General features: G+C 72.5%; 19 protein-coding genes. 9 read left to right on the forward strand and 10 right to left on the reverse strand.

The window, feature by feature from the left end; all coding sequences use genetic code 11:
- Positions 1 to 66: 66 nt before the first annotated feature.
- Positions 67 to 522 (reverse strand): hypothetical protein, encoded by a 456-nt coding sequence (locus H7A69_RS02420; protein ID WP_182045589.1) that lies wholly within the window; start codon positions 520 to 522, stop codon positions 67 to 69.
- On the reverse strand, positions 519 to 821 hold the full coding sequence (locus tag H7A69_RS02425; RefSeq protein WP_182045590.1) for a biopolymer transporter Tol: 303 nt from the start codon (positions 819 to 821) through the stop codon (positions 519 to 521). The genes H7A69_RS02420 and H7A69_RS02425 overlap by 4 nt, the downstream gene beginning before the upstream one ends.
- 45 nt (positions 822 to 866) lie before the next feature.
- Here H7A69_RS02425 and H7A69_RS02430 point away from each other — a divergent pair, with 45 nt between their 5' ends.
- The gene (locus tag H7A69_RS02430; RefSeq protein WP_259346041.1) at positions 867 to 1,940 is read left to right on the forward strand and encodes a spore photoproduct lyase family protein; all 1,074 of its coding nucleotides are present in this window, start codon (positions 867 to 869) and stop codon (positions 1,938 to 1,940) included.
- An 87-nt stretch (positions 1,941 to 2,027) separates the two neighbouring features.
- Here the strand turns inward: H7A69_RS02430 and H7A69_RS02435 are convergent, their stop codons facing one another.
- From H7A69_RS02435 to H7A69_RS02445, 3 genes are all read right to left on the reverse strand, one after another.
- The gene (locus H7A69_RS02435; RefSeq protein ID WP_182045591.1) at positions 2,028 to 2,204 is read right to left on the reverse strand and encodes a CsbD family protein; all 177 of its coding nucleotides are present in this window, start codon (positions 2,202 to 2,204) and stop codon (positions 2,028 to 2,030) included.
- Between the two features lie 129 nt (positions 2,205 to 2,333).
- Positions 2,334 to 3,428, reverse strand: coding sequence for an SDR family oxidoreductase (locus H7A69_RS02440; RefSeq protein ID WP_182045592.1), 1,095 nt, complete (start codon positions 3,426 to 3,428; stop codon positions 2,334 to 2,336).
- A gap of 35 nt (positions 3,429 to 3,463) precedes the next feature.
- On the reverse strand, positions 3,464 to 3,862 hold the full coding sequence (locus H7A69_RS02445) for a DUF3253 domain-containing protein (protein WP_182045593.1): 399 nt from the start codon (positions 3,860 to 3,862) through the stop codon (positions 3,464 to 3,466).
- 66 nt (positions 3,863 to 3,928) lie between these two features.
- Here H7A69_RS02445 and H7A69_RS02450 point away from each other — a divergent pair, with 66 nt between their 5' ends.
- Positions 3,929 to 5,266 carry an alpha-amylase family glycosyl hydrolase gene (locus tag H7A69_RS02450; protein ID WP_259346042.1) on the forward strand — a complete coding sequence of 446 codons (1,338 nt, stop codon included), beginning with the start codon at positions 3,929 to 3,931 and terminating at the stop codon, positions 5,264 to 5,266.
- A gap of 81 nt (positions 5,267 to 5,347) precedes the next feature.
- Here H7A69_RS02450 and mmsB read toward each other — a convergent pair whose 3' ends face one another.
- The 3 genes from mmsB to chvE form a co-directional block, all read right to left on the reverse strand.
- Positions 5,348 to 6,529 (reverse strand): multiple monosaccharide ABC transporter permease, encoded by a 1,182-nt coding sequence (gene mmsB, locus H7A69_RS02455; protein WP_069713109.1) that lies wholly within the window; start codon positions 6,527 to 6,529, stop codon positions 5,348 to 5,350.
- Positions 6,516 to 8,066, reverse strand: a complete 1,551-nt coding sequence (mmsA, locus tag H7A69_RS02460; protein WP_182045594.1) for a multiple monosaccharide ABC transporter ATP-binding protein — start codon at positions 8,064 to 8,066, stop codon at positions 6,516 to 6,518. The genes mmsB and mmsA overlap by 14 nt, the downstream gene beginning before the upstream one ends.
- Before the next feature lie 101 nt (positions 8,067 to 8,167).
- Entirely contained in the window at positions 8,168 to 9,298 is a 1,131-nt protein-coding gene (gene chvE / locus H7A69_RS02465) for a multiple monosaccharide ABC transporter substrate-binding protein (protein WP_182045595.1), read from the reverse strand.
- Between the two features lie 180 nt (positions 9,299 to 9,478).
- On the opposite strand from chvE, the gene H7A69_RS02470 reads away from it, so the two are divergent.
- Entirely contained in the window at positions 9,479 to 10,525 is a 1,047-nt protein-coding gene (locus tag H7A69_RS02470) for a substrate-binding domain-containing protein (protein WP_182045596.1), read from the forward strand.
- 36 nt (positions 10,526 to 10,561) lie between these two features.
- Here H7A69_RS02470 and H7A69_RS02475 read toward each other — a convergent pair whose 3' ends face one another.
- Complete coding sequence (locus tag H7A69_RS02475) at positions 10,562 to 12,562, reverse strand: glycoside hydrolase family 127 protein (protein WP_182045597.1); 2,001 nt, start codon at positions 12,560 to 12,562, stop codon at positions 10,562 to 10,564.
- A gap of 139 nt (positions 12,563 to 12,701) precedes the next feature.
- Between H7A69_RS02475 and H7A69_RS02480 the strand changes: the two genes are divergently transcribed.
- The 6 genes from H7A69_RS02480 to H7A69_RS02505 all read left to right on the forward strand — a co-directional run bounded on the left by H7A69_RS02480 (position 12,702) and on the right by H7A69_RS02505 (position 20,624).
- Positions 12,702 to 13,706 (forward strand): LacI family DNA-binding transcriptional regulator, encoded by a 1,005-nt coding sequence (locus tag H7A69_RS02480; RefSeq protein WP_220456179.1) that lies wholly within the window; start codon positions 12,702 to 12,704, stop codon positions 13,704 to 13,706.
- Positions 13,707 to 14,317: 611 nt separating this feature from the next.
- Positions 14,318 to 16,081: a xylulokinase gene (locus H7A69_RS02485; protein ID WP_182045599.1), complete on the forward strand. Its 1,764-nt coding sequence runs from the start codon at positions 14,318 to 14,320 to the stop codon at positions 16,079 to 16,081.
- Positions 16,078 to 16,788 (forward strand): L-ribulose-5-phosphate 4-epimerase, encoded by a 711-nt coding sequence (locus tag H7A69_RS02490; protein WP_182045600.1) that lies wholly within the window; start codon positions 16,078 to 16,080, stop codon positions 16,786 to 16,788. The genes H7A69_RS02485 and H7A69_RS02490 overlap by 4 nt, the downstream gene beginning before the upstream one ends.
- Positions 16,785 to 18,302 carry an L-arabinose isomerase gene (gene araA / locus H7A69_RS02495; RefSeq protein ID WP_182045601.1) on the forward strand — a complete coding sequence of 506 codons (1,518 nt, stop codon included), beginning with the start codon at positions 16,785 to 16,787 and terminating at the stop codon, positions 18,300 to 18,302. The genes H7A69_RS02490 and araA overlap by 4 nt, the downstream gene beginning before the upstream one ends.
- 10 nt (positions 18,303 to 18,312) lie before the next feature.
- Positions 18,313 to 19,572 carry a D-arabinono-1,4-lactone oxidase gene (locus tag H7A69_RS02500; protein ID WP_259346043.1) on the forward strand — a complete coding sequence of 420 codons (1,260 nt, stop codon included), beginning with the start codon at positions 18,313 to 18,315 and terminating at the stop codon, positions 19,570 to 19,572.
- Between the two features lie 98 nt (positions 19,573 to 19,670).
- Complete coding sequence (locus H7A69_RS02505) at positions 19,671 to 20,624, forward strand: hypothetical protein (RefSeq protein WP_182045603.1); 954 nt, start codon at positions 19,671 to 19,673, stop codon at positions 20,622 to 20,624.
- A gap of 38 nt (positions 20,625 to 20,662) precedes the next feature.
- On the opposite strand, the gene H7A69_RS02510 is transcribed toward H7A69_RS02505, so the two are convergent.
- Positions 20,663 to 21,877: a glycosyltransferase gene (locus tag H7A69_RS02510; RefSeq protein ID WP_182045604.1), complete on the reverse strand. Its 1,215-nt coding sequence runs from the start codon at positions 21,875 to 21,877 to the stop codon at positions 20,663 to 20,665.
- Positions 21,878 to 21,901 lie beyond the last annotated feature (24 nt).

The raw sequence follows: 21,901 nt of genomic DNA on the forward strand, positions 1-21,901 counted from the left end.
ACCCGGTCGCTGGATCCGACCAGGTACGCCCGTTCCCGCTTCCCATCGCGGGCGTCCTGGGAAGGATCAACGGGCGCGGGCGTCGGCCCAGGCGCGCACCCGGAGCAACCCCTCTCGTCGCCAGCGCCACAGCGGAGCGAACCTCGTGCCGTCGTCCTCCCATGCCCGGGTCAGCAACCCGATCTGCCGCCGGTGCTCGACACCGCGCTCGTCCCGCCACTCGACGAAGGCGTCGTCGAGCACGGTGTCGATCCCGGCCCGCGGTGCGGACCACGAGAGCAGGAAGCCGACGTACTCGAGTCGGTCGTCGGTCAGGCGGACGGCGACGCGGGGGAGCCGGACCGACACGACGGTCCCGAGCGCGACGACGGCGGCACCGAGCACGAAGCAGAAGGCCCCCGCCGAGACACCGGGGACGAACGCGACCGACGCCAGGAGGATCCCGGTGCCGACCGCGACGGGGCCGAACACCACGGTGTTGAGGACCCGGTCCGAACGGGGCTGCCGGATCGTGGTCGTCACGGTGTGTCCGCGTCGAGGTCGGCCAGGGCACGACGGGCGTCGGCGATCCGGTCGGCCTCGGGGCGCGACCACCACTCCGGGCCGCGTTCGCCGAGACCGTGCTTCGCCAGGCCGTTGCGGTGCCGGGCGGCGGCGAGGGCGTCCTCGTCGCCGGCCTGCTTCGCCCGCCTCACCGCGTTGCGACCGCGACCGAGGTGGGAGCGGAGGGCCGCGGCGACCTCCTCCGGGAGCGCGGGGTCGGTCCGGCGCCAGCGGCGGCCGTCCACGACGAAGAAGTGGTCGTCGGGCTCGGCGGTCATGCTCCCGAGTCTGCACCGTCGGTGGTGGGCGGTAGACAGGTCTCGATGACCGAAGCGCGCACCCGTCCGATGCTCGACGTCAAGCGGATCTACGCCGAGGACGCCGCCCTCCAGCTCCCGCGGGGGCAGGAGGTGGTCGGGCGCTGGCCCGAGGCCGAGATCGTGCCCGTCGCCTCGCACTGGAACATCCCCGAGGTGCACGGCGACGAGCGGAACGTGCAGCGCTGGGTGCGGATCAAGACCGAAGCGCTCGTGCTCGGCGTCAAGAAGTCGCTCGTGACCCGGCCGAACGGTCGCTCCGCGGACTTCATCGCCCCGTCGACCGCGAACGGCTGCGCGATGGCGTGCGCCTACTGCTACGTCCCGCGCCGCAAGGGCTACTCGAACCCGGTGACGGTGTTCGCGAACATCGAGCAGATCACGAAGCACGTCGCCCGGAACATCGCGAAGCAGGGCCCGAAGACCGAGCCGAACCAGTGCGACCCCGAGGCCTGGGTCTACGACATCGGCGAGAACAGCGACTGCTCGGTCGACGCGATGATCAGCGACAACGTGCGCGACCTCTGCGACCTGTTCCGGATGACCCCGACGGCGAAGGCCTCGTTCGCCACGAAGTACGTCAACCGCGACCTGCTCGACTGGGACCCGCTGGGGCGCACGCGCATCCGGTTCTCCCTCATGCCGCACGAGACCGCGAAGGTCACGGACATCCGCACGAGCCCGATCGCCGAGCGCATCGCCGCGGTCAACGACTTCGTCGAGGCCGGGTACGAGGTGCACCTCAACTTCTCGCCGGTCATCCTCACCCCGACATGGGAGGCCGACTGGGCCGAGCTACTCCGTCAGGTCGACGACGTGCTGTCGCCGGCCGCGAAGGCGCAGCTCGCCGCCGAGGTGATCTTCCTCACGCACAACCAGCCCCTGCACGAGGTGAACCTCGGCTGGCACCCGAAGGCCGAGGACCTGCTCTGGCGTCCCGACCTGCAGGAGCAGAAGGTGTCGCAGAACGGTGCCGTCAACGTGCGCTACCGGTCCGGGATGAAGGGGCAGCTCGTGGAGCGCTTCCGGGAGCTCGTCGCCGAGCACCTGCCGTCCTGCACCATCCGCTACGCGTTCTGAGTCGACGGCCAGGCCGACGTCGGCGACGGCCCGGAACGACGAACGCCCGCACCGTCGAGCGGTGCGGGCGTCACGGGTGATCGACGATCACTTGCCGTCGAACGCGTCCTTGGCCTTCTCCTTGTCGAGGCGACCCTCGCCCATGACCTGGTCCTTCTGGCCCTGGTGCTTGAGCTCGGCGTCGTCGGTCTTCTTGCCGACGGCCTCCTCGACCTTGCCGGCGACCTTCTGCGTGACGTCCTTGGCCTTGTCTCCGAGCGACATGGTGCTTCCTTCCTCCGGGAACCGCCGAGGGTCCCCGGCGCCTGTGCCCTCGACACAACCACCCGTCGGTGGACGGCTCGCGGCAGGGGCGGAGGTTGCTGTACCCCGACCGGTACCAGCGGGGTACGACTACGGGACGAGCCGGTCCGCGCGGTAGCGGTCGAACAGCTCGGTGAAGGCGCGCTCGGTCCGGCGGAAGGCCGTGAAGCCCGCCTCGCGGCTCTTGCCCATGTCGGTCACGACCTCCATCGCACGGCCGAGGTCGGCGTCGGTGTGCCACCAGGACGCCAGGCGCGCGATGTCGGACTCGACGAGTCCGTGCCGCTCAGCGATGTCCGCCCACGCCGACTCGTGCGGGGCCATCTGCTCCTCGAGCGGGCGCGGACGGTCTGCGTACCCGACGACGCGTGCCGGGTCGACGCCAAGGTGCGCGGCGAGACGCGGCCACATCCACCGCCAGCGGAAGACGTCGCCGTTGACCACGTTGAACGCCTCGTCCGCCCCCTCGGGACTGGTCGCCGCCCACACCATGTGCTCGGCGAGGATGCCCGAGTCGGTCATGTCCGTCAGGCCGTTCCACTGCGCCTCGCTGCCGGGGAAGACGAAGTCGAGGTCGAGTTCCTTGGCGAGCGTGGCCTGGACCGCGATCGTCAGGCCCATGTTCATCGCGTTGCCGACCGCGTGGCCGATCACCGTGTGCGAGCGGTGGACGGACCACGTGAAGCCCTGGCGCTCGGCGGCGCCGAACAGTTCGTCCTCCTGCGCGTAGTAGAAGTTCGGGGTGTCCAGGCGCGGCTCCTCCTCGTGGAAGGGCGTGTCCGGCATCTCGCCGGCGGCGTACGCCTCGAACGGGCCGAGGTAGTGCTTCAGGCCGGTGACGAGCGCGACGTGCTCGAGCGGCGCGTGCGCGAGGGCGGCGAGCAGGTCCCGGACCATGCCGCCGTTGACCCGGATGTTCTCGGCCTCGGTGTCCTGTCGCTGCCAGGCGGTGAAGAACACGTGCGTCGGGCGTTCATCCGCCAGCGCCGCCCGGAGCGAGTCCGGGTCGCGCAGGTCCGCGGGGACGGTCCGGACGCCGTCGCGGGGGAGCGGACGGCGGGAGAGCGCGGTCACGGCCCACCCGAGGTCGAGCAGGTGGTCGACGAGGGCGGAGCCGGTGATGCCGCTGGCCCCCACGACGAGGGCTTCGGGGCGGGCGGGGATCGGTTCTGTGGTGGTCGTCATCGTCGGGTGCAACGCGCGACGGCGACAGGTGTTCCCTACCGGGGGCGGCGGATCCGGATCGGGCCCTTCGCCGTGGACGGGTCGACCACGCTGCCGTGCTGCGTGATCTCGACCTCGCCCCGCGCCACCATCCGCCGGGCCGCTCGTCGTGCCGGCTCCATGAGCGGACGCCAGTCGTCCGGCGCGACGGACCGGGCGACCTCGGACGGGCAGATGCTCGCGCTCCGCGCACGGGCGGCGAGGAGCTCGTCGATCCGCTGTTCGAGCGCGCGGTCGGTGTCGTCGAGGCCGTGCTTCCGGCACGCCGCCGAGCAGTACTTCGCGTCGTGCGGGGCCGACGACGGCATCCGTCGGCCGCACGATGCGCAGGTGCGCTCCGCGTGTGCCTGCTCCGACGCCGCTGCGTCCTCGGCGGTCCTGATCGATCGTCCCATGCGCCCATCCTCGTCCCCGGGTCCGGACCTGTGCACAGCCCGGACCCGGCTGGCAGCATCGGAGCGGTGAACCCGGACCCGAAGCCCCTCCGCCCGCACGAGCCCGCCTGGGTCGAACACGTGATGTGGTGGCACGTCTACCCGCTCGGGGCCGTCGGTGCCGACGTCCGACCGCGGACCCCGGTCGACGAGCGTGCCGTCGAGCACCGGCTCCAGCGGCTCGTGCCCTGGCTCGACCACGTGGTCGACCTCGGGCTGAACGGGCTGCTGCTCGGCCCGGTGTTCGCGACCTCGACGCACGGGTACGACACGGTCGACCACTTCCGGGTCGACCCGCGGCTCGGCGACGACGCCGACCTCGACGCACTCGTCGGGGCAGCCCACGAACGCGGCGTGCGGGTCGTGCTCGACGGCGTGTTCAACCACGTCGGGCGCGAGCACCCCGCCTTCCGTGCGCTCGAGGAGCAGGGCCCGGACGCCCCGACCGCGGAGCTCTTCGCCGTCGAGCGGTCCGGCTGGCAGGCCGGGGACCCCGTGCCGGTCCGGGACTTCGAGGGGCACGACATCCTCGTCGCGCTCGACCACGAGGGCCGTGCCGCCGAGGACCTGGTGGTCGAGGTGATGACGTACTGGCTGGGGCGCGGCATCGACGGGTGGCGGCTCGACGCGGCCTACGCGGTGCCGCCGGCTTTCTGGGCGCGGGTGCTGCCGCGCGTCCGGGAGCGCTTCCCCGACGCGTGGTTCAGCGGCGAGGTCATCCACGGCGACGCGGCGGCCGTCGTCGCGCAGTCGACGATGGACTCGACCACGCAGTACGAGCTGTGGCAGGCGGTCTGGCACGGCATCGCGGACCGGAACTGCTTCGAGCTCGCGCACGCGGTCGAACGGCACGACGCCCTACTGGGCACGTTCGTCCCGACGACCTTCGTCGGCAACCACGACGTCACCCGCATCGCGAGCGCGGTGGGGGAGCGGTTCGCGGGGCACGCGGCGGCGGTGCTGTTCACCGTCGCGGGCACGCCCGTCGTCTACGCCGGCGACGAGTACGGCTGGACCGCGGTCAAGGAGGAGCGCGAGGGCGGCGACGACGCGGTGCGACCGGAGCTGCCGTCGACCGCGCCCGAGCCCACCGACCTGACCCACGCGGTCGAGGCGCTCGTGGCCCTGCGGCGGCGCAACCCGTGGTTGCACCGCGCCCACACCGACGTCGTCCACCTGACGAACACCGCGGTCGTCCTGCGCACCGCGACGGCCGACGCCGCGGTGGTGACCGCCCTGAACCTGGCGGACGACCCCGTCGAGCTGCCCGCCGCCGACGCGACGCGCGTCGAGGCGGGCGGTGGCGACCTGCGGGACGGCACCCTGCGCCTCCCGGCCGCCGGGTGGGCCGTCCTGACCGCCTGAACCGGTACGCGGAAGCGACAGACCTCCGTGGGAGTTCCACGGAGGTCTGTCGCTTCTGGGGAGTGGTCGCGCGGGGCGCCGCTACTTGCGCGCGGACGCCGCCCGGCGCTTGTTGAACACGTCGAACGCGACGGCGGCGAGCAGCACCAGGCCCTTGATGAGCGACTGGTACTCGGTGCCGACACCGAGGATCGACATGCCGTTGTTCAGGATGCCGATGATGAGACCACCGACGATCGCACCCGGCACCGTGCCGATGCCGCCGGTGACCGCGGCGCCACCGATGAACACGGCCGCGATGGCGTCGAGCTCGAAGCCGTTGCCGGCACCCGGGGCGGCCAGGTTGAGCTGGCCCGTGAAGACCACGCCCGCCAGGGCCGCGATGACGCCCATGTTCACGAAGAGCAGGAACGTGACGCGCTTGGTCTTGACGCCGGACAGCTGCGCGGCGAGGGCGTTGCCACCGATCGCGTAGACGTGGCGACCGAACACCGAGCTGCGCATGACCACCGAGTAGACGACCACGAGCAGGCCGAGCACGACGAGCACGATCGGGGTGCCGTTGTAGCTGGCGAGCAGCAGCGCCACGTAGATCACGAGTGCGGCGCCGAAGGCCGTCTTCACGATGAACCAGGCGAACGGCTCGCTCTCGAGCTGGTACTTGCGGCGCGTGATGCGCCCACGGAACGCGGAGATCACCATGACGGCGGCGGCCGCGATGCCGAGGATCATCGTGAGCGGCTCGTAGCCCGTGGTGCCGAACGACGGCAGGAAGCCGGAGCCGAGCGAGCGGAAGCCCTCCGGGAACGGCGAGATCTGCTGGTTCTGCAGCACGATCTGGGTGGCACCGCGGAAGGCGAGCATGCCGGCGAGCGTCACGATGAACGCCGGGATGCCGAAGTACGCGATCCAGAAGCCCTGCCAGGCGCCGACGAGCGCGCCGACGACGAGGCACAGGAGTGCCGCCACGGGCCACGGGATGCCCCACTGCGTGATCATCACGCCGGCCATCGCGCCGCTGAACGCGACGACCGACCCGACCGACAGGTCGATGTGGCCGGCGATGATCACCATCACCATGCCGATCGCCAGGATCAGGATGTAGCTGTTCTGGACGATGATGTTCGAGACGTTGATCGGGGCCAGCGTGATGCCGCTCGTCGCCACCTGGAAGAAGATGACGATGACGATCAGCGCGATGAACAGGCCGATCTGTCGGAGCTGCCCGGTGAGGTAGCCGGCGGCGGACTTAAGCGCGTTCATTGACTGGGGTCTCCCGTTCCTGGGTCATGTACTGCATGAGGACCTCGGGTGTGGCCTCGGAGCGGGGCACGTCAGCGGTGATCGTGCCCCCGGAGAGTGTGTAGATGCGGTCGCAGATGCCGAGCAGCTCGGGCAGCTCGGACGAGATCACGATCACGCCCTTGCCCTGGTCGGCGAGCGCGTTGATGAGCGTGTAGATCTCGTACTTCGCGCCGACGTCGATGCCGCGGGTCGGTTCGTCGAGGATGAGCACGTCGGGGTCGGCGTACATCCACTTCGACAGGACGACCTTCTGCTGGTTTCCGCCGGAGAGCTTGCCCGTCACGGCGTCGACGTTCGGCGCCTTGATGTTCATGCTCTTCAGGAAGCCGCCGGCGACCGTGGTCTCCTTCGACGCGTTCACGAAGCCCCAGTCGGCGAGCTTGCCGAGCGCCGAGCCGGAGATGTTCCGCTTGATGTCGTCGATGAGGTTGAGGCCGTACCGCTTGCGGTCCTCGGTGGCGTAGGCGATGCCGTTGTCGATCGCCCGCGTCACGGTGTTCGTCTTGATCGGCACGCCGCGCTTGTAGACCGTGCCGGAGATGCCGGTGCCGTACGAGTGCCCGAAGACGCTCATCGCGAGTTCCGTGCGGCCCGCGCCCATGAGGCCGGCGATGCCGACGACCTCGCCGGCGCGGACGTCGAGGTTCACCTGGTGGATGATCTCGCGGGAGCCGTCGAGCGGGTGGTGGACGGTCCAGTCCTCGATGCGCAGGAGCTCCTCGCCGATCTTCGGCTCGCGCTCCGGGTAGCGGCTCGACAGGTCGCGACCGACCATGCCCCGGATGATCCGGTCCTCGGAGACGTCGTCGCCGTGCATGTCGAGCGTCTCGATCGTCCTGCCGTCGCGGATGATCGTGACCTTGTCGGCGATCGCCTTGATCTCGTTGAGCTTGTGGCTGATGATGATCGCCGTCATGCCCTCGGCCTGCAGCGAGCGGATGAGCTCGAGCAGGTGCTCCGAGTCGTCGTCGTTCAGCGCGGCGGTCGGCTCGTCGAGGATGAGGAGCCGGACCTCCTTCGAGAGCGCCTTCGCGATCTCGACGAGCTGCTGCTTGCCCACACCGATGTCGGTGATCTTGGTGACCGGGTTGTCCTTGAGCCCGACGCGCTTGAGCAGCGCCGCGGCCTCCAAGTTCGTCTTGTTCCAGTCGATGAGCCCGCCCTTGACGCGCTCGTTGCCGAGGAAGATGTTCTCGGCGATCGACAGGAAGGGGCTGAGTGCGAGCTCCTGGTGGATGATCACCACGCCCGCCTTCTCGGAGTCGTTGATGTCACCGAACTGCACCGGCTTGCCGTCGAGCAGGATCTCGCCGTCGAAGGAGCCGTGCGGGTAGACGCCCGACAGCACCTTCATCAGGGTCGACTTGCCCGCGCCGTTCTCGCCGCAGATCGCGTGGACCTGGCCGCGCTCGACCTCGATCGAGACGCCCTGCAGCGCCTTCACACCGGGGAAGGTCTTCGTGATGTCCCGCATCTCGAGGATGGTGTCCGCCATGTGGACCGCCTTTCCGTCGTCCGCGCGTGCGCGCGGGTGGAGACGGACTGGAGGCGCGGTGCGGGGCCGCACCGCGCCTCCAGTCCTGTGGATGGTTGCGACTACTTGAGGTCGGCCTCGGTGTAGTAGCCCGAGTCGACGAGGACTTCCTTGTAGTTGTCCTTCGTGACGACGGTCGGCTGGAACAGGTAGGTCGGGACGACCTTGACCTTGTTGTCGTAGCTCTTGTCGTCGTTCGTCTCGGGGGTCTTGCCGGTGAGCAGGTCCTCGGCCATCGTCACGGACTGCTTCGCGAGCTTGCGCGTGTCCTTGTAGATGGTGGAGTACTGCTGGCCCGCGATGATCGACTTGACCGAGGCGGCCTCGGCGTCCTGGCCGGTCACGATCGGCAGCGGACGGTCACCCGAGCCGTAGCCGGCGCCCTGCAGGGCCGAGATGATGCCGATCGACATGCCGTCGTAGGGCGAGAGCACGCCGTCGAGCTTCGTGCCGCCGGAGTAGGTCGACGCGACGAGGTTCTGCATGCGGGCCTTGGCGGTCGCCGGGTCCCACTGCTGCGTGGCGGCCTGCGAGAGCTGGTCCTGGCCGGAGCCGATCTTCAGCGTGCCGTCCTCGAGGTACGGCTTGAGGGTGTCCATCGCGCCGTTGAAGAAGAAGCCCGCGTTGTTGTCGTCGAGCGAGCCGGCGAAGACCTCGATGTTGAAGGGGCCCTTCTTGCCGGTCTTCTTGCCGTCCGCGTCGACGAGCCCGAGGCCCGTCAGCAGCGAGGTGGCCTGGTCGACGCCGACCTTGTAGTTGTCGAACGACACGTAGTAGTCGACGTTCTTGTTGCCGGTGAGCAGGCGGTCGTACGAGATCACCTTGATGCCGGCCTTCGCCGCCTGGTCGAGCTGGTCGGAGAGCGCGCCACCGTCGATCGACGCGATGATGAGCACCTTTGCGCCCTTGGTGATCATGTTGCTGACCTGCTGGGCCTGCTGCTGGACCTTGTTGTCGCCGTACTCGAGGTCGACCTTGTAGCCGGCCTTCTCGAGGTCGCTCTTGACGGCGTCGCCGTCCTTGATCCACCGCTCGGAGACCTTGGTCGGCATGGCGACGCCGACCAGGGCGCCCTTGTTGTCGCCGCCGCCGTCACCGCTGCCGGTGGCGCCGCGTCCGCCTGCGGAGCAGCCGGCCAGTGCGATGGCGATGCCGAAGGCTGCGACGCCCGCGACGATCTTGCGCTTCATCATCGAAGTACCTCTGTTCCTGCGCGTCGACATCGACGCACTCGGGTGCCGGGGCTGCTGTGCCCCGTGGGATGTGCTCGTGTGAGCGCTCACATACTGAGGGTTCCGTGGCGGGGTGTCAACTCGTCGTGACCGATCCGAGATGTTGCCGCGCGGGGCGGACCGGGCGCTACGCTCGGCCAGGTGACGACCACGACCGCGCTCGGGGGTCCCGGCGGCAGACGCCGCAAGGCCCCGACGATCTTCGACGTCGCCGAGCGCGCGGGCGTCTCCCACCAGACCGTCTCCCGGGTGATCAACGGCGACCCGACCGTGCGCGAGGCCTACCGGTCCCAGGTGACGGACGCCGTCGCGGCCCTCGGGTACCGTCCGCGGGCCGCGGCCCGGGCTCTCGCCGGCGGACGCAGCCGGGCGCTCGGCATCATCACCGCGGGCGACGCGCTGTACGGGCCGTCGAGCACGGCGATCGGCTTCGAGCGGGCGGCCCGGTCGGCGGGCTACCACGTCCTGCTCTCGACGCTGCCGGACGAGCCGCGCCCGATCGACCTGTCCGGGGCGCTCACCACGCTGCTGGCGCAGGACGTCGCCGCGATCGTGCTCGTCGCCGCCGACAACCGCGTGCTCGACGCCCTCGCGTCCCTGACCATCCCGGTCTCGGTGCCGGTCGTCGTCGCCAACGCCGTGCAGCGGGACGCCCTGACCCCGGCGGCGCCGAGCGTAGCCGCCGTCGCGATCGACCAGGCCGCCGGCACGACGCTCGTGATGGACCACCTGTTCGCGCGCGGGCACCGACGCATCGTGCACATCGCCGGACCGGCGGTGTCGCAGGAGTCCGAGGTGCGCCGCGCCACCTTCGAGCGGATCATGCGCGAGGCGGGCCTCGAGCCGGTCGTCCTCGACGGCGACTGGACCCCGGCGAGCGGCTTCGCGGCGGCGCGGACGATCGACGTGCACGCGGTCGACGCGGTGTTCGCGGGGAACGACCAGATGGCGCTCGGGGTCCTGCACGCCTTCGCGGACGAGGGGCTCCGCGTGCCGGACGACATCGCCGTCGTGGGCTTCGACGACATCCCGGAGGCCGCGCACTTCACCCCGCCGCTCACCACGGTGCGGCAGGACTTCGTGGCGATGGGCGAGCGGGTGCTCACAGCGGTGCGTGCGGTCGTCGAGGGTGCGCCGATGGACCAGGCGCTGCTGCGGCCGGAGCTGGTGGTGCGCCGGAGCGCGTGACCCCGGCGCGCGGTGGGCCGCGGTCGTGCAGCCGGCTCAGCGCCGGAGCGGGAGCCAGACGCGCATCGGTGCTGCGCCGCGGTTCGCCCACGCGTAGTACGGCACGGCGGTCGCGGTGACGGGTGACCCGGCCTGGAGGTCCGTGGTCGCGTCGCCGGGGCCGGCCGCGTCGACGACGCTGGTCGCGTCCCCGGCGCGGTCCGCGCCTCCCGGCTCGTCCAGCCGCCGGTACGGCCACGCTGCCTGCTCGTGCTGCGCCGGGGCGGACCCGGACACGCGCAGCGTGACGACGCCGTCGAGCAGGTCGTCGCGGCGCTCCTCGGTGATCGGCGCGGTGGCGTCGACCGTCAGGTCGTCGACCGTGAAGCCCTGCTGGTCCGCCTGCTCGACGGCGTAGACGAGCGGGCCGCGCTCGATCGCGAGCTGTCCGCGGGCGGCGTCGATGCGGGGATCGGCGACGTACCGGTGCGGGCTCGTGTCGAAGCGGAGTTCGACGGTGTCGCCCGCGGTCCACTCGCGCTCGACGACGTGGAGGGTGCCGGGGGCCGGGACGGCCTCGCCGCCCGCACCGGTGACCGTCGTGGTGTCCGACCACGCGGGGATGCGCAGGCCGAGGGCCAGGGGGCCGTCCTCGGTGACCGTGACGACCACGCGGCCGTCGTGCGGGTAGCCGGTCTCGACGCGCACCGGTCCGAGGTCCGCGGTGGCGTACTGGTGGACCTGCAGGCCGCCGTCGGTCGTCGTCGCGAGGTAGCCGTCCAGGCTCGCGAACGTCCGCATGATGTTCGGCGGGCAGCACGCGCAGTCGAACCAGCCGCGGCGGCCGTGCGCGGGGGAGCGGTTCTCGTCCCGGTGGGCGGCGTCGCGGTGCTGCAGCGGGTTCACGTAGAAGTACTCGGTGCCGGCGAGGCTCACGCCCGGCAGGAACGCGTTGTACAGCAGGCGCTCGATCGCGTCGGCGTACACGGGCTTCCCGGTCGCGAGGAGCAGGCGCCACGCCCACTGGATCCCGCCGATCGCGGCGCAGGTCTCCGCGTAGCCGCGGTCCGTCGGGAGCTCGTACGGGTCGCCGAACGCCTCCCAGTCCCAGCGCGCGCCGAGCCCACCGGTGATGAACGCCTTCGTCGCCTGCATGTCGGCGAACTGCCGCTCGCTCGCGGCGAGGAGTTCGGTGTCGCCGGTCTCGATCGCGACGTCGACGGCGCCGGCCGCCAGGTACACCGCGCGCACGGCGTGCCCCTCGACGGTGGTCGCCTCGCGCGCCGGCACCCGGTCGGAGAAGTACGTCGGCTCGCCGCCGGCGCGCTCGATGATGCCGTGCCCGCGGGCGTCGACGAACCAGTGCGCGAGGTCGAGGTAGGCGCGGGTGCCCGTCTCGCGGTACAGCTCGACGAGTCCCGTCTCGACGACGGGGTGGCCGTCGATGTCGTGCAGCTTCGGCGTGCCGTCCGGTGCGGTGCCGTCGCCGAACGTGCGGACCAGGTGGTCGGCGTTCTCGGTCGCGATCTCGAGCAGCCCGGTGTCGCCCGTGGCCCGGTGCTGGGCGACGGCCGCCTGGTACAGGTGCCCGGCGCAGTACAGCTCGTGGCTCCACTCGAGGTCCGTGTACCGCTCGCCCCCGCCGCGGACCTGCTGCACCGAGTCGAGGTAGCCGTCGTCGGCCTGTGCCCGGCCGTACAGGGCGGTGACCTCGCGCTGCAGCTCGAGCAGGTCGTCGGCCGGGGCGCGGCCGTACTCCCACGCCACCGCCTCGAGCCACTTCGTGACGTCCGAGTCCATGAAGATCGGGCCGACCGCCTCGCCCTGCTCGTCGCCGGCGGCGATGCGGAGGTTGCGGAAGTTGCCCGCGGCCTCGAGCTGCCGGTACCCGCTGCGGATCGCGTCCCGCCCGTTGCGCTCCTGACGGAGTGCCCAGAAGCCGCCGGTGATGCGGGCCTGCCCGGCGGGCAGCGGGCGGAGTGCGAGGTGTGCGTCCTCGGTCGGGAGGGCCGGGGTCGCGGTGTGCGCACCACTGGCGGTCGCGGTCGTGGTGGTCATGGCGCCTCCTTGCGTCCGGCGAGCGGCGATCCGAGCGGAAAGCGCTTTCCGTAGCTGACGCTACGGCAGGCCGCGCGGCTGCACAAGACCCGCTGTGCGTATGCTCGGACCGCGACCACCGACCGGAAAGGACGTTGCCGTGCCCCAGGACCGCAGCGGCCGCCCCGCCCGCATCACCGACGTCGCCGCGCTCGCCGGGGTGTCGATCGGGACGGCCTCGAAGGCCCTCAACGACACGGGGCAGCTGCGCGACGAGACCCGAGCGCGGGTGAAGGACGCCGCCGAGAAGCTCGGGTTCGTCGGCGACGCCCGGGCCCGTGCGCTGTCGTCCGGTCGCACGTACACCGTGGGCATGGTCACGACGGACTCGTTCGGACGGTTCACGATGCCGGTGCTGCTCGGCGCCGAGGACGCCCTGTCCGCCGGCGAGGTCATGGTCCTGCTCGCCGACACCCGCGACGACCACGTCCGCGAGGCCCACTACCTCCGCTCGCTCGTCGCCCGCGGGGTCGACGGCATCATCGTCACCGGCCGCTCCGCCGACGCCCGCCCCCCGATCGACGTCCCCGTCCCCGTGCCGGTCGTCTACGCGCTGACCCCGTCCACCTCGGCGTCGGACGTGTCGGTCACCCTCGACGACGCCGGGGGCGCGGCCGACGCCGCGGCGCACGTGCTGGCACTCGGGCGGCGCCGGGTGGCCGTGGTCTCCGGCCCGGCCGACGCCCGTTCCGCCGTCAGCCGCGCGGCCGGAGCCCGGTCGGTGCTCGGGGACCGCATGGTGGGGGAGCCGATGCACGGCGAGTGGTCGGAGCGGTGGGGGCGGCAGGCCGTGGACCTGCTCGACCGTGCCCAGGCCGACGTGGACGCGGTGGTGTGCGGCAACGACCAGATCGCCCGCGGGGTGTGCGACCGGCTGCGCGAGACCGGCCGGAGCGTCCCCGGCGACGTCGCGGTGACCGGCTACGACGACTGGGACGTGGTGGCGCTGGCGAGCCGTCCGCCGCTGACGACCGTGGACATGCGGCTGGACGAGCTCGGGCGGATCGCCGGGCGGTCGCTGCTCGAGCTCGTCGCCGGTGGCCGGCCCGCGTCGGTGTCGGTGACGCCGTCCCTGGTGGTGCGCGAGAGCACGGTCGGCGCCTAGGCCGAGCGGGCGTCGCCCTCGTCGTCGCGCTGGTTCCCCGGGTTCCGCAATTGCGGCATCTCGGCGGCCTGCGCCCTGCTCCTCGGGACCCCGACGGCACGCGAGCGGCGAGTCGTGGGACCTCGGCGAGCACGACCCGGGCGGGTCGGCGCGGATGAGTCGGGCGGAGTGGGTCGGGCACCGAGCGCGCAGGACATGCCGCGCGTGGATCGCCGAGCGGGCGAGATCGGTCGCCGGGCGGCGTCGGGTGTGACGGGAACGGCCCGCTCAGCGGGAGGGCGGCCGGCGCCCCACGGTTCCGGGCGGCCGCGGGTGCGGGTGTGCGGGGCGAGGCGGGTGGAGTGGGACGGCGCCGAGCGGGCAGGACACGCCGCGTGAGGATCGTCGAGCGGGCGGGATCCGTCGCCGGGCTGCGTCGAGGGTGACGGGAACGGCCCGTCCGGCGGGCGGGCGGAGGGCGTTCGGCGAGCGGGCGGCGGGCGTTCGGCGGGCGGGCGGCGGGTGGGTCCGGCGCGCGCGAGCAGGGCGGCGCGCCGTCGCGTTGCAGGCGTGAGCGCTCACGTGCCAGGATGTGAGCGCTCACGCAGGACGACGAGGTCTCGGGAGGACACATGAGCGACGACCGCCGACAGCAGGTCGAACACGGCCGCACGACCCTCGGCATCGAGCTCGGCTCCACCCGGATCAAGGCGGTCCTGGTCGACGAGGACCTCCGGCCGATCGCGAGCGGCTCCCACGAGTGGGAGAACGAGTACGTCGACGGCCGGTGGACCTACCCCCTCGTCGCCGTCGAGACCGGGGTCCGCGCGGCCTACGCCGACCTGGTCGCCGACGTCGAGCGGCAGTTCGGCGTCCGCCCCACGACCTTCCGCGCCGCCGGTGTCTCCGCGATGATGCACGGCTACCTGGCGTTCGACGAGGACGGGGAGCTGCTCGTCCCGTTCCGGACCTGGCGCAACACCTCGACCGGCCCCGCGGCCGAGCGCCTCAGCGACGCGCTCGACTTCAACGTGCCGCAGCGCTGGTCGGTCGCACACCTGGTGCAGGCGGTGCTGGACGAGGAGCCCCACGTCGCCCAGCTCGCCGGCATCACGACCCTCGCCGGGTACGTGCACCGGATGCTCACCGGCCAGGACGTCCTGGGCGTCGGCGACGCGAGCGGGATGTTCCCGATCGAGTCCGGACCGGTCGACAGCGCCCCGGGGGAGCCCGGCCGCCGCGACTACGACGCCGCCATGCTCGCGACCACGCAGGACCTGCTCGGCGAGCGCGTCCCCGACCTCCGCGCACTGCTGCCCGACGTGCTCGTCGCCGGCGAGGACGCGGGTGCGCTCACCGCCGAGGGCGCCGCGTGGCTCGACCCGACCGGAACCCTGCAGCCCGGCGTGGCGTTCTGCCCGCCCGAGGGCGACGCGGGCACGGGCATGGTCGCGACGAACGCGGTGGCGCCCCGGACCGGCAACGTCAGCGTCGGGACGAGCATCTTCGCGATGGTCGTGCTCGAGCGGGCGCTGTCCACTCCGCACGAGGAGCTCGACGTCGTCACGACCCCCACGGGTGACGCCGTCGCGATGGTGCACTGCAACAACGGTGCAAGCGAGATCGCCGCGTGGGCACGCGTGTTCGGCCGGTTCGCCGAGGCAGCGGGGGAGCGCGCCGGCACCACGGCACCGAGCATCGACGACGTCTACGCGACGCTCCTGGCCGAGGCGGCCGACGCCGACCCGGACGCCGGTGGTCTGCTGTCGTTCAACTACCTGGCCGGCGAGCCCGTGACCGGTGTCGAGGACGGCCGACCGCTGCTCCTCCGCACACCGGGCGCCCGGTTCACCCTCGGCAACCTGGTCCGCTCCGAGGTCCACGGCGCCTTCGCCACCCTCGCGATCGGCATGGAGGTCCTGCACGGCGAGCACGTCGCCGTCGACCGGATGACCGCGCACGGCGGGCTCTTCCGCACGCCCGGGGCACCGCAGCGCCTGCTCGCCGCGGCGCTCCGCGTGCCGGTCGCCCTCGAGGAGACCGCCGGCGAGGGCGGTGCCTGGGGCATCGCCGTCCTGGCCGCGTACCTCGAGCACACCGACCGGTCGCTCGCGGACTTCCTCGCCGACACGGTGTTCGGCGGGGACGCCGTGCACGTCGCCGAGCCCGACCAGCGGGACGTCGAGGGGTTCCAGGACTACCTCGGCCGGTACCGCGCGGCCCTGCCCGTGCAGGACGTGGCGGCAGCGGCGACCCGCACCAGCGCACCGACGGACCAGGGCGAGCCGACCGACCCGGACGCGCCCGCCGACCAGGGCGAGCCGACCGACGGGGCCGAGCCGCGCCTCCCGGCCGAGCAGACAGCAGCGACCGACCAAAAGGAGCCGACCCGATGACCGAAGCGCCCACCGACGAGACGAAGGCGGCCGTCGCCGCGGCCCGCGAGCGCGTCGCCGCCCTGCACGGCGAGCTCGTCCGCTACGGCCTGGTGATCTGGACCGGCGGGAACGTCTCGCAGCGCGTGCCCGGCACCGACCTGTTCGTCATCAAGCCGAGTGGGGTGTCGAGCGACGACCTGACCCCGGAGAACCAGGTGGTCTGCACCCTCGACGGCGTCCCGGCGGACGGCTGGGGCAACGCGCACGGCCCGTCCTCCGACACCGCCGCGCACGCCTTCGTGTACCGGAACATGCCGGAAGTCGGCGGCGTCGTGCACACGCACTCGACCTACGCGACGGCGTGGGCGGCCCGCGCCGAGGAGATCCCGTGCGTCATCACGGCGATGGCGGACGAGTTCGGCGGACCGATCCCGGTCGGCCCCTTCGCGATCATCGGCGACGACTCGATCGGCCGCGGCATCGTCGACACGCTCAGCGGCCACCGCTCCCGCGCGGTGCTGATGCAGAACCACGGCGTGTTCACGATCGGCAAGGACGCGAAGGACGCCGTGAAGGCCGCCGTGATGTGCGAGGACGTCGCCCGGACGGTGCACGTCTCCCGCCAACTCGGCGAACCGAAGGCCATCGCGCCCGACGACGTCGATCGACTCTTCGACCGCTACCAGAACGTCTACGGACAGAACCCCGAAGGAGCCATGCGATGACGCAGGTGAACCCCCAGGCCACCCTCGACAGCTACGAGGTCTGGTTCCTCACCGGCTCCCAGGGCCTGTACGGCGAGGAGACCCTCCGCCAGGTCGAGGAGCAGAGCAAGGCCGTGCACGCGCAGCTCGCAGGCGCACTGCCGGTCAAGCTCGTGTGGAAGCCGGTCCTCAAGGACGCCGACGGCATCCGCCGCGCCCTCATCGAGGCCAGTGCGGACGACAGGGTGATCGGTGTCACCACGTGGATGCACACGTTCAGCCCGGCGAAGATGTGGATCGGCGGCCTCCAGGCGCTGACGAAGCCGCTGCTGCACCTGCACACGCAGGCGAACGTCGCGCTGCCGTGGGGCGACATCGACTTCGACTTCATGAACCTCAACCAGGCCGCGCACGGCGACCGCGAGTTCGGGTACGCCCTGGCGCGTCTCGGGGTCCGGCACGCCACGGCCGTCGGGCACGTCTCCGACCCCCGCGTACAGCAGCGGGTGGCGAACTGGACGCGCGCCGCAGCCGGTGCGGCCGCCGTCCGCGAGCTCAAGCTGACGCGCTTCGGCGACAACATGCGCTACGTCGCCGTCACCGAGGGCGACAAGACCGAGGCGGAGATCGAGCTCGGCGTGCAGGTGAACACCTGGGCGGTGAACGAGCTGGCGGCAGCGGTGGACGCCGCCAGCGAGCAGGACATCGACGCCCTGGTCGCGACCTACGACGCCTCCTACGACCTGGTGCCTGAACTGCAGGACGGTGGCGCTCGTCGCCAGGCGCTCCGCGACGGAGCGGCGATCGAGCTCGGCCTCCGCGCGCTCCTGTCGCAGAACGGTTCTGCCGCCTTCACCACGAACTTCGAGGACCTCGGCACGCTGAAGCAGCTGCCCGGCCTCGCGGTCCAGCGGCTCATGGCCGACGGCTACGGCTTCGGTGCCGAGGGCGACTGGAAGACCGCCGTCCTCGTCCGCGCGATGAACGTCGCCGGCGCGGGTCTGCCCGGTGGGGCCTCCCTGATGGAGGACTACACGTACGACCTCACCCCGGGCGCGGAGAAGATCCTCGGCGCGCACATGCTCGAGGTCTCGCCGGCGCTCACCACCACGACGCCGACGCTCGAGATCCACCCGCTCGGCATCGGCGGCAAGGACGACCCGGTGCGCCTGGTCTTCACGGCCGACGCGGGCGAGGCCGTGGTGGTCGCGCTCTCCGACACCCGCGACGGCTTCCGCCTGACCGCGAACGTCGTCGACGTCGTGCCCCCGACCGAGGCGCTGCCGAAGCTCCCCGTCGGCCGTGCCGTCTGGGAGCCGCGTCCGTCGTTCCCCGTCGCCGCGGAGGCCTGGCTCACCGCCGGCGCCGCGCACCACACCGTGATGACGACGGCCGTCGGCCTGCAGGTCGTCGAGGACCTCGCGACCATGGTCGGCACCGAGTTCCTCGTCATCGACGAGCACACCACGGCCCGCGGCTTCCGCGACGAGCTGCGCCTCCAGCAGGCGTGGCACCGTCTGGACCGCGGGTTCTAGGACCGTGACCGTGGCCGCGACGACGCGCACCAACTGGGCGGGGAACGTCACCTACCGTGCTTCCGCGCTGGAACGCCCCACCTCGGTGGCGGAGCTCCAGCAGCTCGTCGCGGCCACACCGCGCCTCACGGCGCTCGGGTCGACGCACTCGTTCAACGAGATCGCCGACACCGACGCCGTGCAGGTCACGCTCGCCGGTCTCCCGCCGCTGCTCGAGATCGACGAGACGCGTCGGGTCGTGCGCGTCGCGGCCGGGATGACGCACAGCCAGGTGGCGTCCGGACTGGAGGCCCGTGGCTGGGCCCTCGCGAACCTCGCCTCCCTGCCGCACATCTCGGTCGCCGGTGCGGTCGCGACGGGCACGCACGGCTCGGGCGTCCGCAACCCCTCGCTCGCGCAGGCCGTGGTCGGCCTCGACGTCGTCCGCGCCTCCGGCGCGGTCGACCGGGTCGACGCCTCGTCGCCCGACGACGCCCTCGACGCGCACCGGGTGGCCCTCGGGGCGCTCGGTGTCGTCACCGCGGTCGAGCTCGCGATCGAGCCGACGTTCCAGGTCGCCACGACCGTGCACCTCGACCTGCCGTGGGACGCCGTGTCGGCCCACTTCGACGACGTGCTGTCCGACGCCTACTCGGTGTCGATGTTCACCTCGTTCGACGACCGCGGCGCCCGGCAGGTGTGGACGAAGCACCGCGTCGACGAGCCCGGGCCCGCGGTCGACCTCGTCGCCCTCGGTGCCCGCCGCGCCGACGGACCGGTGCACCCGGGCGAGAACGACGCCGCGAGCGTCACCGAGCAGGGCGGCGTGCCCGGCCCCTGGGCCGAGCGGCTGCCGCACTTCCGGTCGACCTTCACGCCGTCCACCGGGGCGGAGATCCAGGCGGAGTACCTGATCCCCGCGGCGCACGCCGTCGCGGCACTCGACGCCCTCCGGCCGCTCGAGCCGGTGTTCGCACCGCTGCTCATCGCCGCGGAGGTGCGGACGATCGCTGCGGACACGGCGTGGCTCGCGCCCTCGACCGGTCGACGGTCGGTCGGGCTGCACTTCACCTTCCGGCGCGACCCGGCGGCCGTCGCGTCGGCGGTCGAGCGGATCGAGGCGGTCCTCGCGAAGTTCGACCCGCGGCCGCACTGGGGCAAGGTGTCGGCGGCGGGCGTGGAACGGCTGCACGAGGTGTACCCGCGGCTCGACGACTTCGCGGCCCTCGCGCGCGACCTCGACCCGTCCGGGCGCTTCCGGAACGCGTTCCTGGCGCGCGTGCTGTCCTGACCCACGAGCGGGCGGGATCAGCAGATGTGCAGGAGTTCGACGGCTCGGGCACGGGTGGGTCGCTGAGTGCTCACATGTGTGATCACAAAGGTTGGTGCATGGCGAACCTCAACCGGATCCTCGGCATGGCCTCGAAGGTCATCGACAAGCAGATGCAGAAGCAGCGCGGTCAGGGGAACGCCGCCGCTGGCAACCAGCAGCCGTCCTCGGGCGGGAGCGACTGGCGTGACATCGTCCGCACGGCCGCGGACAAGCTGACGGGCGACGACCGCTCGCAGCAGCAGCGTCCGCACGGGCAGCAGCAGCAGTACGGGCAGCAGCAGCAGCAGCAGCAGTACGGCCAGCAGCAACCCCGCCAGCAGCAGTACGGGCAGCCGCAGCACGGTGGCCGACCGCAGCAGCACGGCCAGGCCGACCCCGACAAGGTGGCGCTGGCGAAGTACGACTACCTGCTGCGCACCTCGAACCCCGACCAGCTCGAGCAGGTCCACCACGACGCGTTCGCACGCCTCACGCCGGCGCAGCGGCAGCAGGTCCGTGACCGACTCAACTCCGAGCTGCCGCCGCACGAGCACCTGCGCGACGACTCGTCGGGCGGCATGGCCCGGGCGATGACCCGCGGGGAGATGTCCCGCCCCGGGCTCATCCGTCGTGTGCTCGGCGGGTCCGGCCGGTCGACGGGCGGGCGCGGTGGTGCCTTCGCCGGCGGCGCCGCGGTCGGAGCCGGTGCGATGGCGGTCGGCGGCCTGGCCGTGGCGGTCGCCGGTGGTGCCGTCGTCAGTGCGGCCGCCGCGCCGGTGCTCGCCGGAGCCGCGGACCTCGGCGTCGACTTCGAGGGCATCGCGTCCGGGATCGGCGACCTCGGCCCGGCCGACCTCGGCGGCGGGGTCGAGGGCTTCGCGGCCGAGGGCGAGCAGTTCCTCGGCGGCCTGGGCGAGCAGGCCAGCGGGCTGGGCGAGCAGGCGAGCGGCCTCGGAGAGCAGGCTTCCGGCCTGGGCGAGCAGGCGTCGAACCTCGGGAACGACTTCCTCGGCGGCCTCTTCGACCGCTGACCCCTCCGCGGTCGGGGGACGGACGGTGGGACGGGGCCTCAGAGGGACTCGAGCACGTCGATCGCCCGCCGCACGCCGTGCTCCCGCCGCACGACCCGACCCACCTCTGCCGCCCGCTCGCGGCGGGACAGGGCATCGCCCATCGCCGACGCGAGCGTCCAGGCCGACAGGTGCCGCAGCGGGACCGCCGCCGCGGCGAGCCCCTGCCGGTGCAGCTGCGCGGCCCAGAACGGCTGGTCGGCGGTCACGGGCACGACGACGGCGGGCACCCCGGCCCTGGCGACCGCGTGGGAGGTGCCGGCACCGCCGTGGTGCACCGCGAGGGCCGCGCCCGGCAACACCGCGTCGAACGGTGCCGACCGCACCGCGAGCACGTCCGGACCGCGGCACTCCGGCGGCAGCGCGAGGCCACCCCACCCGGTGACGAGCAACACGCGGAGACCGTGGAACCGGGCTGCCGTGACGACCGCACGTCCGCGGGCCGATGCGGCCCCCGCACCCGACGGACCGAGCGAGGCCATCGAACCGAGCGAGGCCACGACGAACGGGCCGGCGTCGAGGAACGCGGCGACGACGGGGTCGGCGGCCGCGGCCGGTCCGTCCTCGTACCAGGCACCCGTCTGGTGGACACGCTCCGGCCAGTCGTCTGGACGCGGCAGCAACGCGGGGCTGACGGCCATCAGGGTCGCCCGCGAGGACGACCGCCGGGCGGGACCACGACCTCCCGGCAACCCGGCGGCGGCACGCGCGACGTCGGCGTCGAACAGGCGTGCGGCGGCGCGCGGCACGGCGTAGCTGGTCCGGTTGCCCGAGCCGAGGTCTCGGGTGGCGGTCGGGCCGCCGGCGGCGGGGAAGCGCGCGCTCGGGGTCGCCACGGGCGCGAACTCCGCCAGCACGCGGGGCACGCCGAGCGTGTCCGTCACCATCGGGGCACTGAGGATCAGCGGGTGGTGCACCACCACGTCGGGGTCGAAGGCGACGGTCTCCCGGACCGCGGCGGCGAACATGCGTCGCATCGCGGGCCGCACCTCGGAGCGCAGGTGGTGCGCGATCGCGATCGGGGAGCGTCCGGCGGGCGCGAGCACCCGACGGGCGTCCAGGCCGAGGGGCACGATGTCCACGTCCGCGGGTGCGACGGCGTCGTCGGGGAGTGCCAGTCGGACCTCGTGACCGCGGGCGGCGGCGTGCCGTGCCAGCGCAGTGAACGGCTCCACGTCGCCTCGGGTGCCTGCGGTGAGCAGCATCATGCGCATCCGACCAGTGTGGCCCGGGCACCG

It is taken from the genome of Curtobacterium sp. ME26, from assembly GCF_903970945.1.
Classification (GTDB): Bacteria; Actinomycetota; Actinomycetes; order Actinomycetales; family Microbacteriaceae; genus Curtobacterium; species Curtobacterium citri.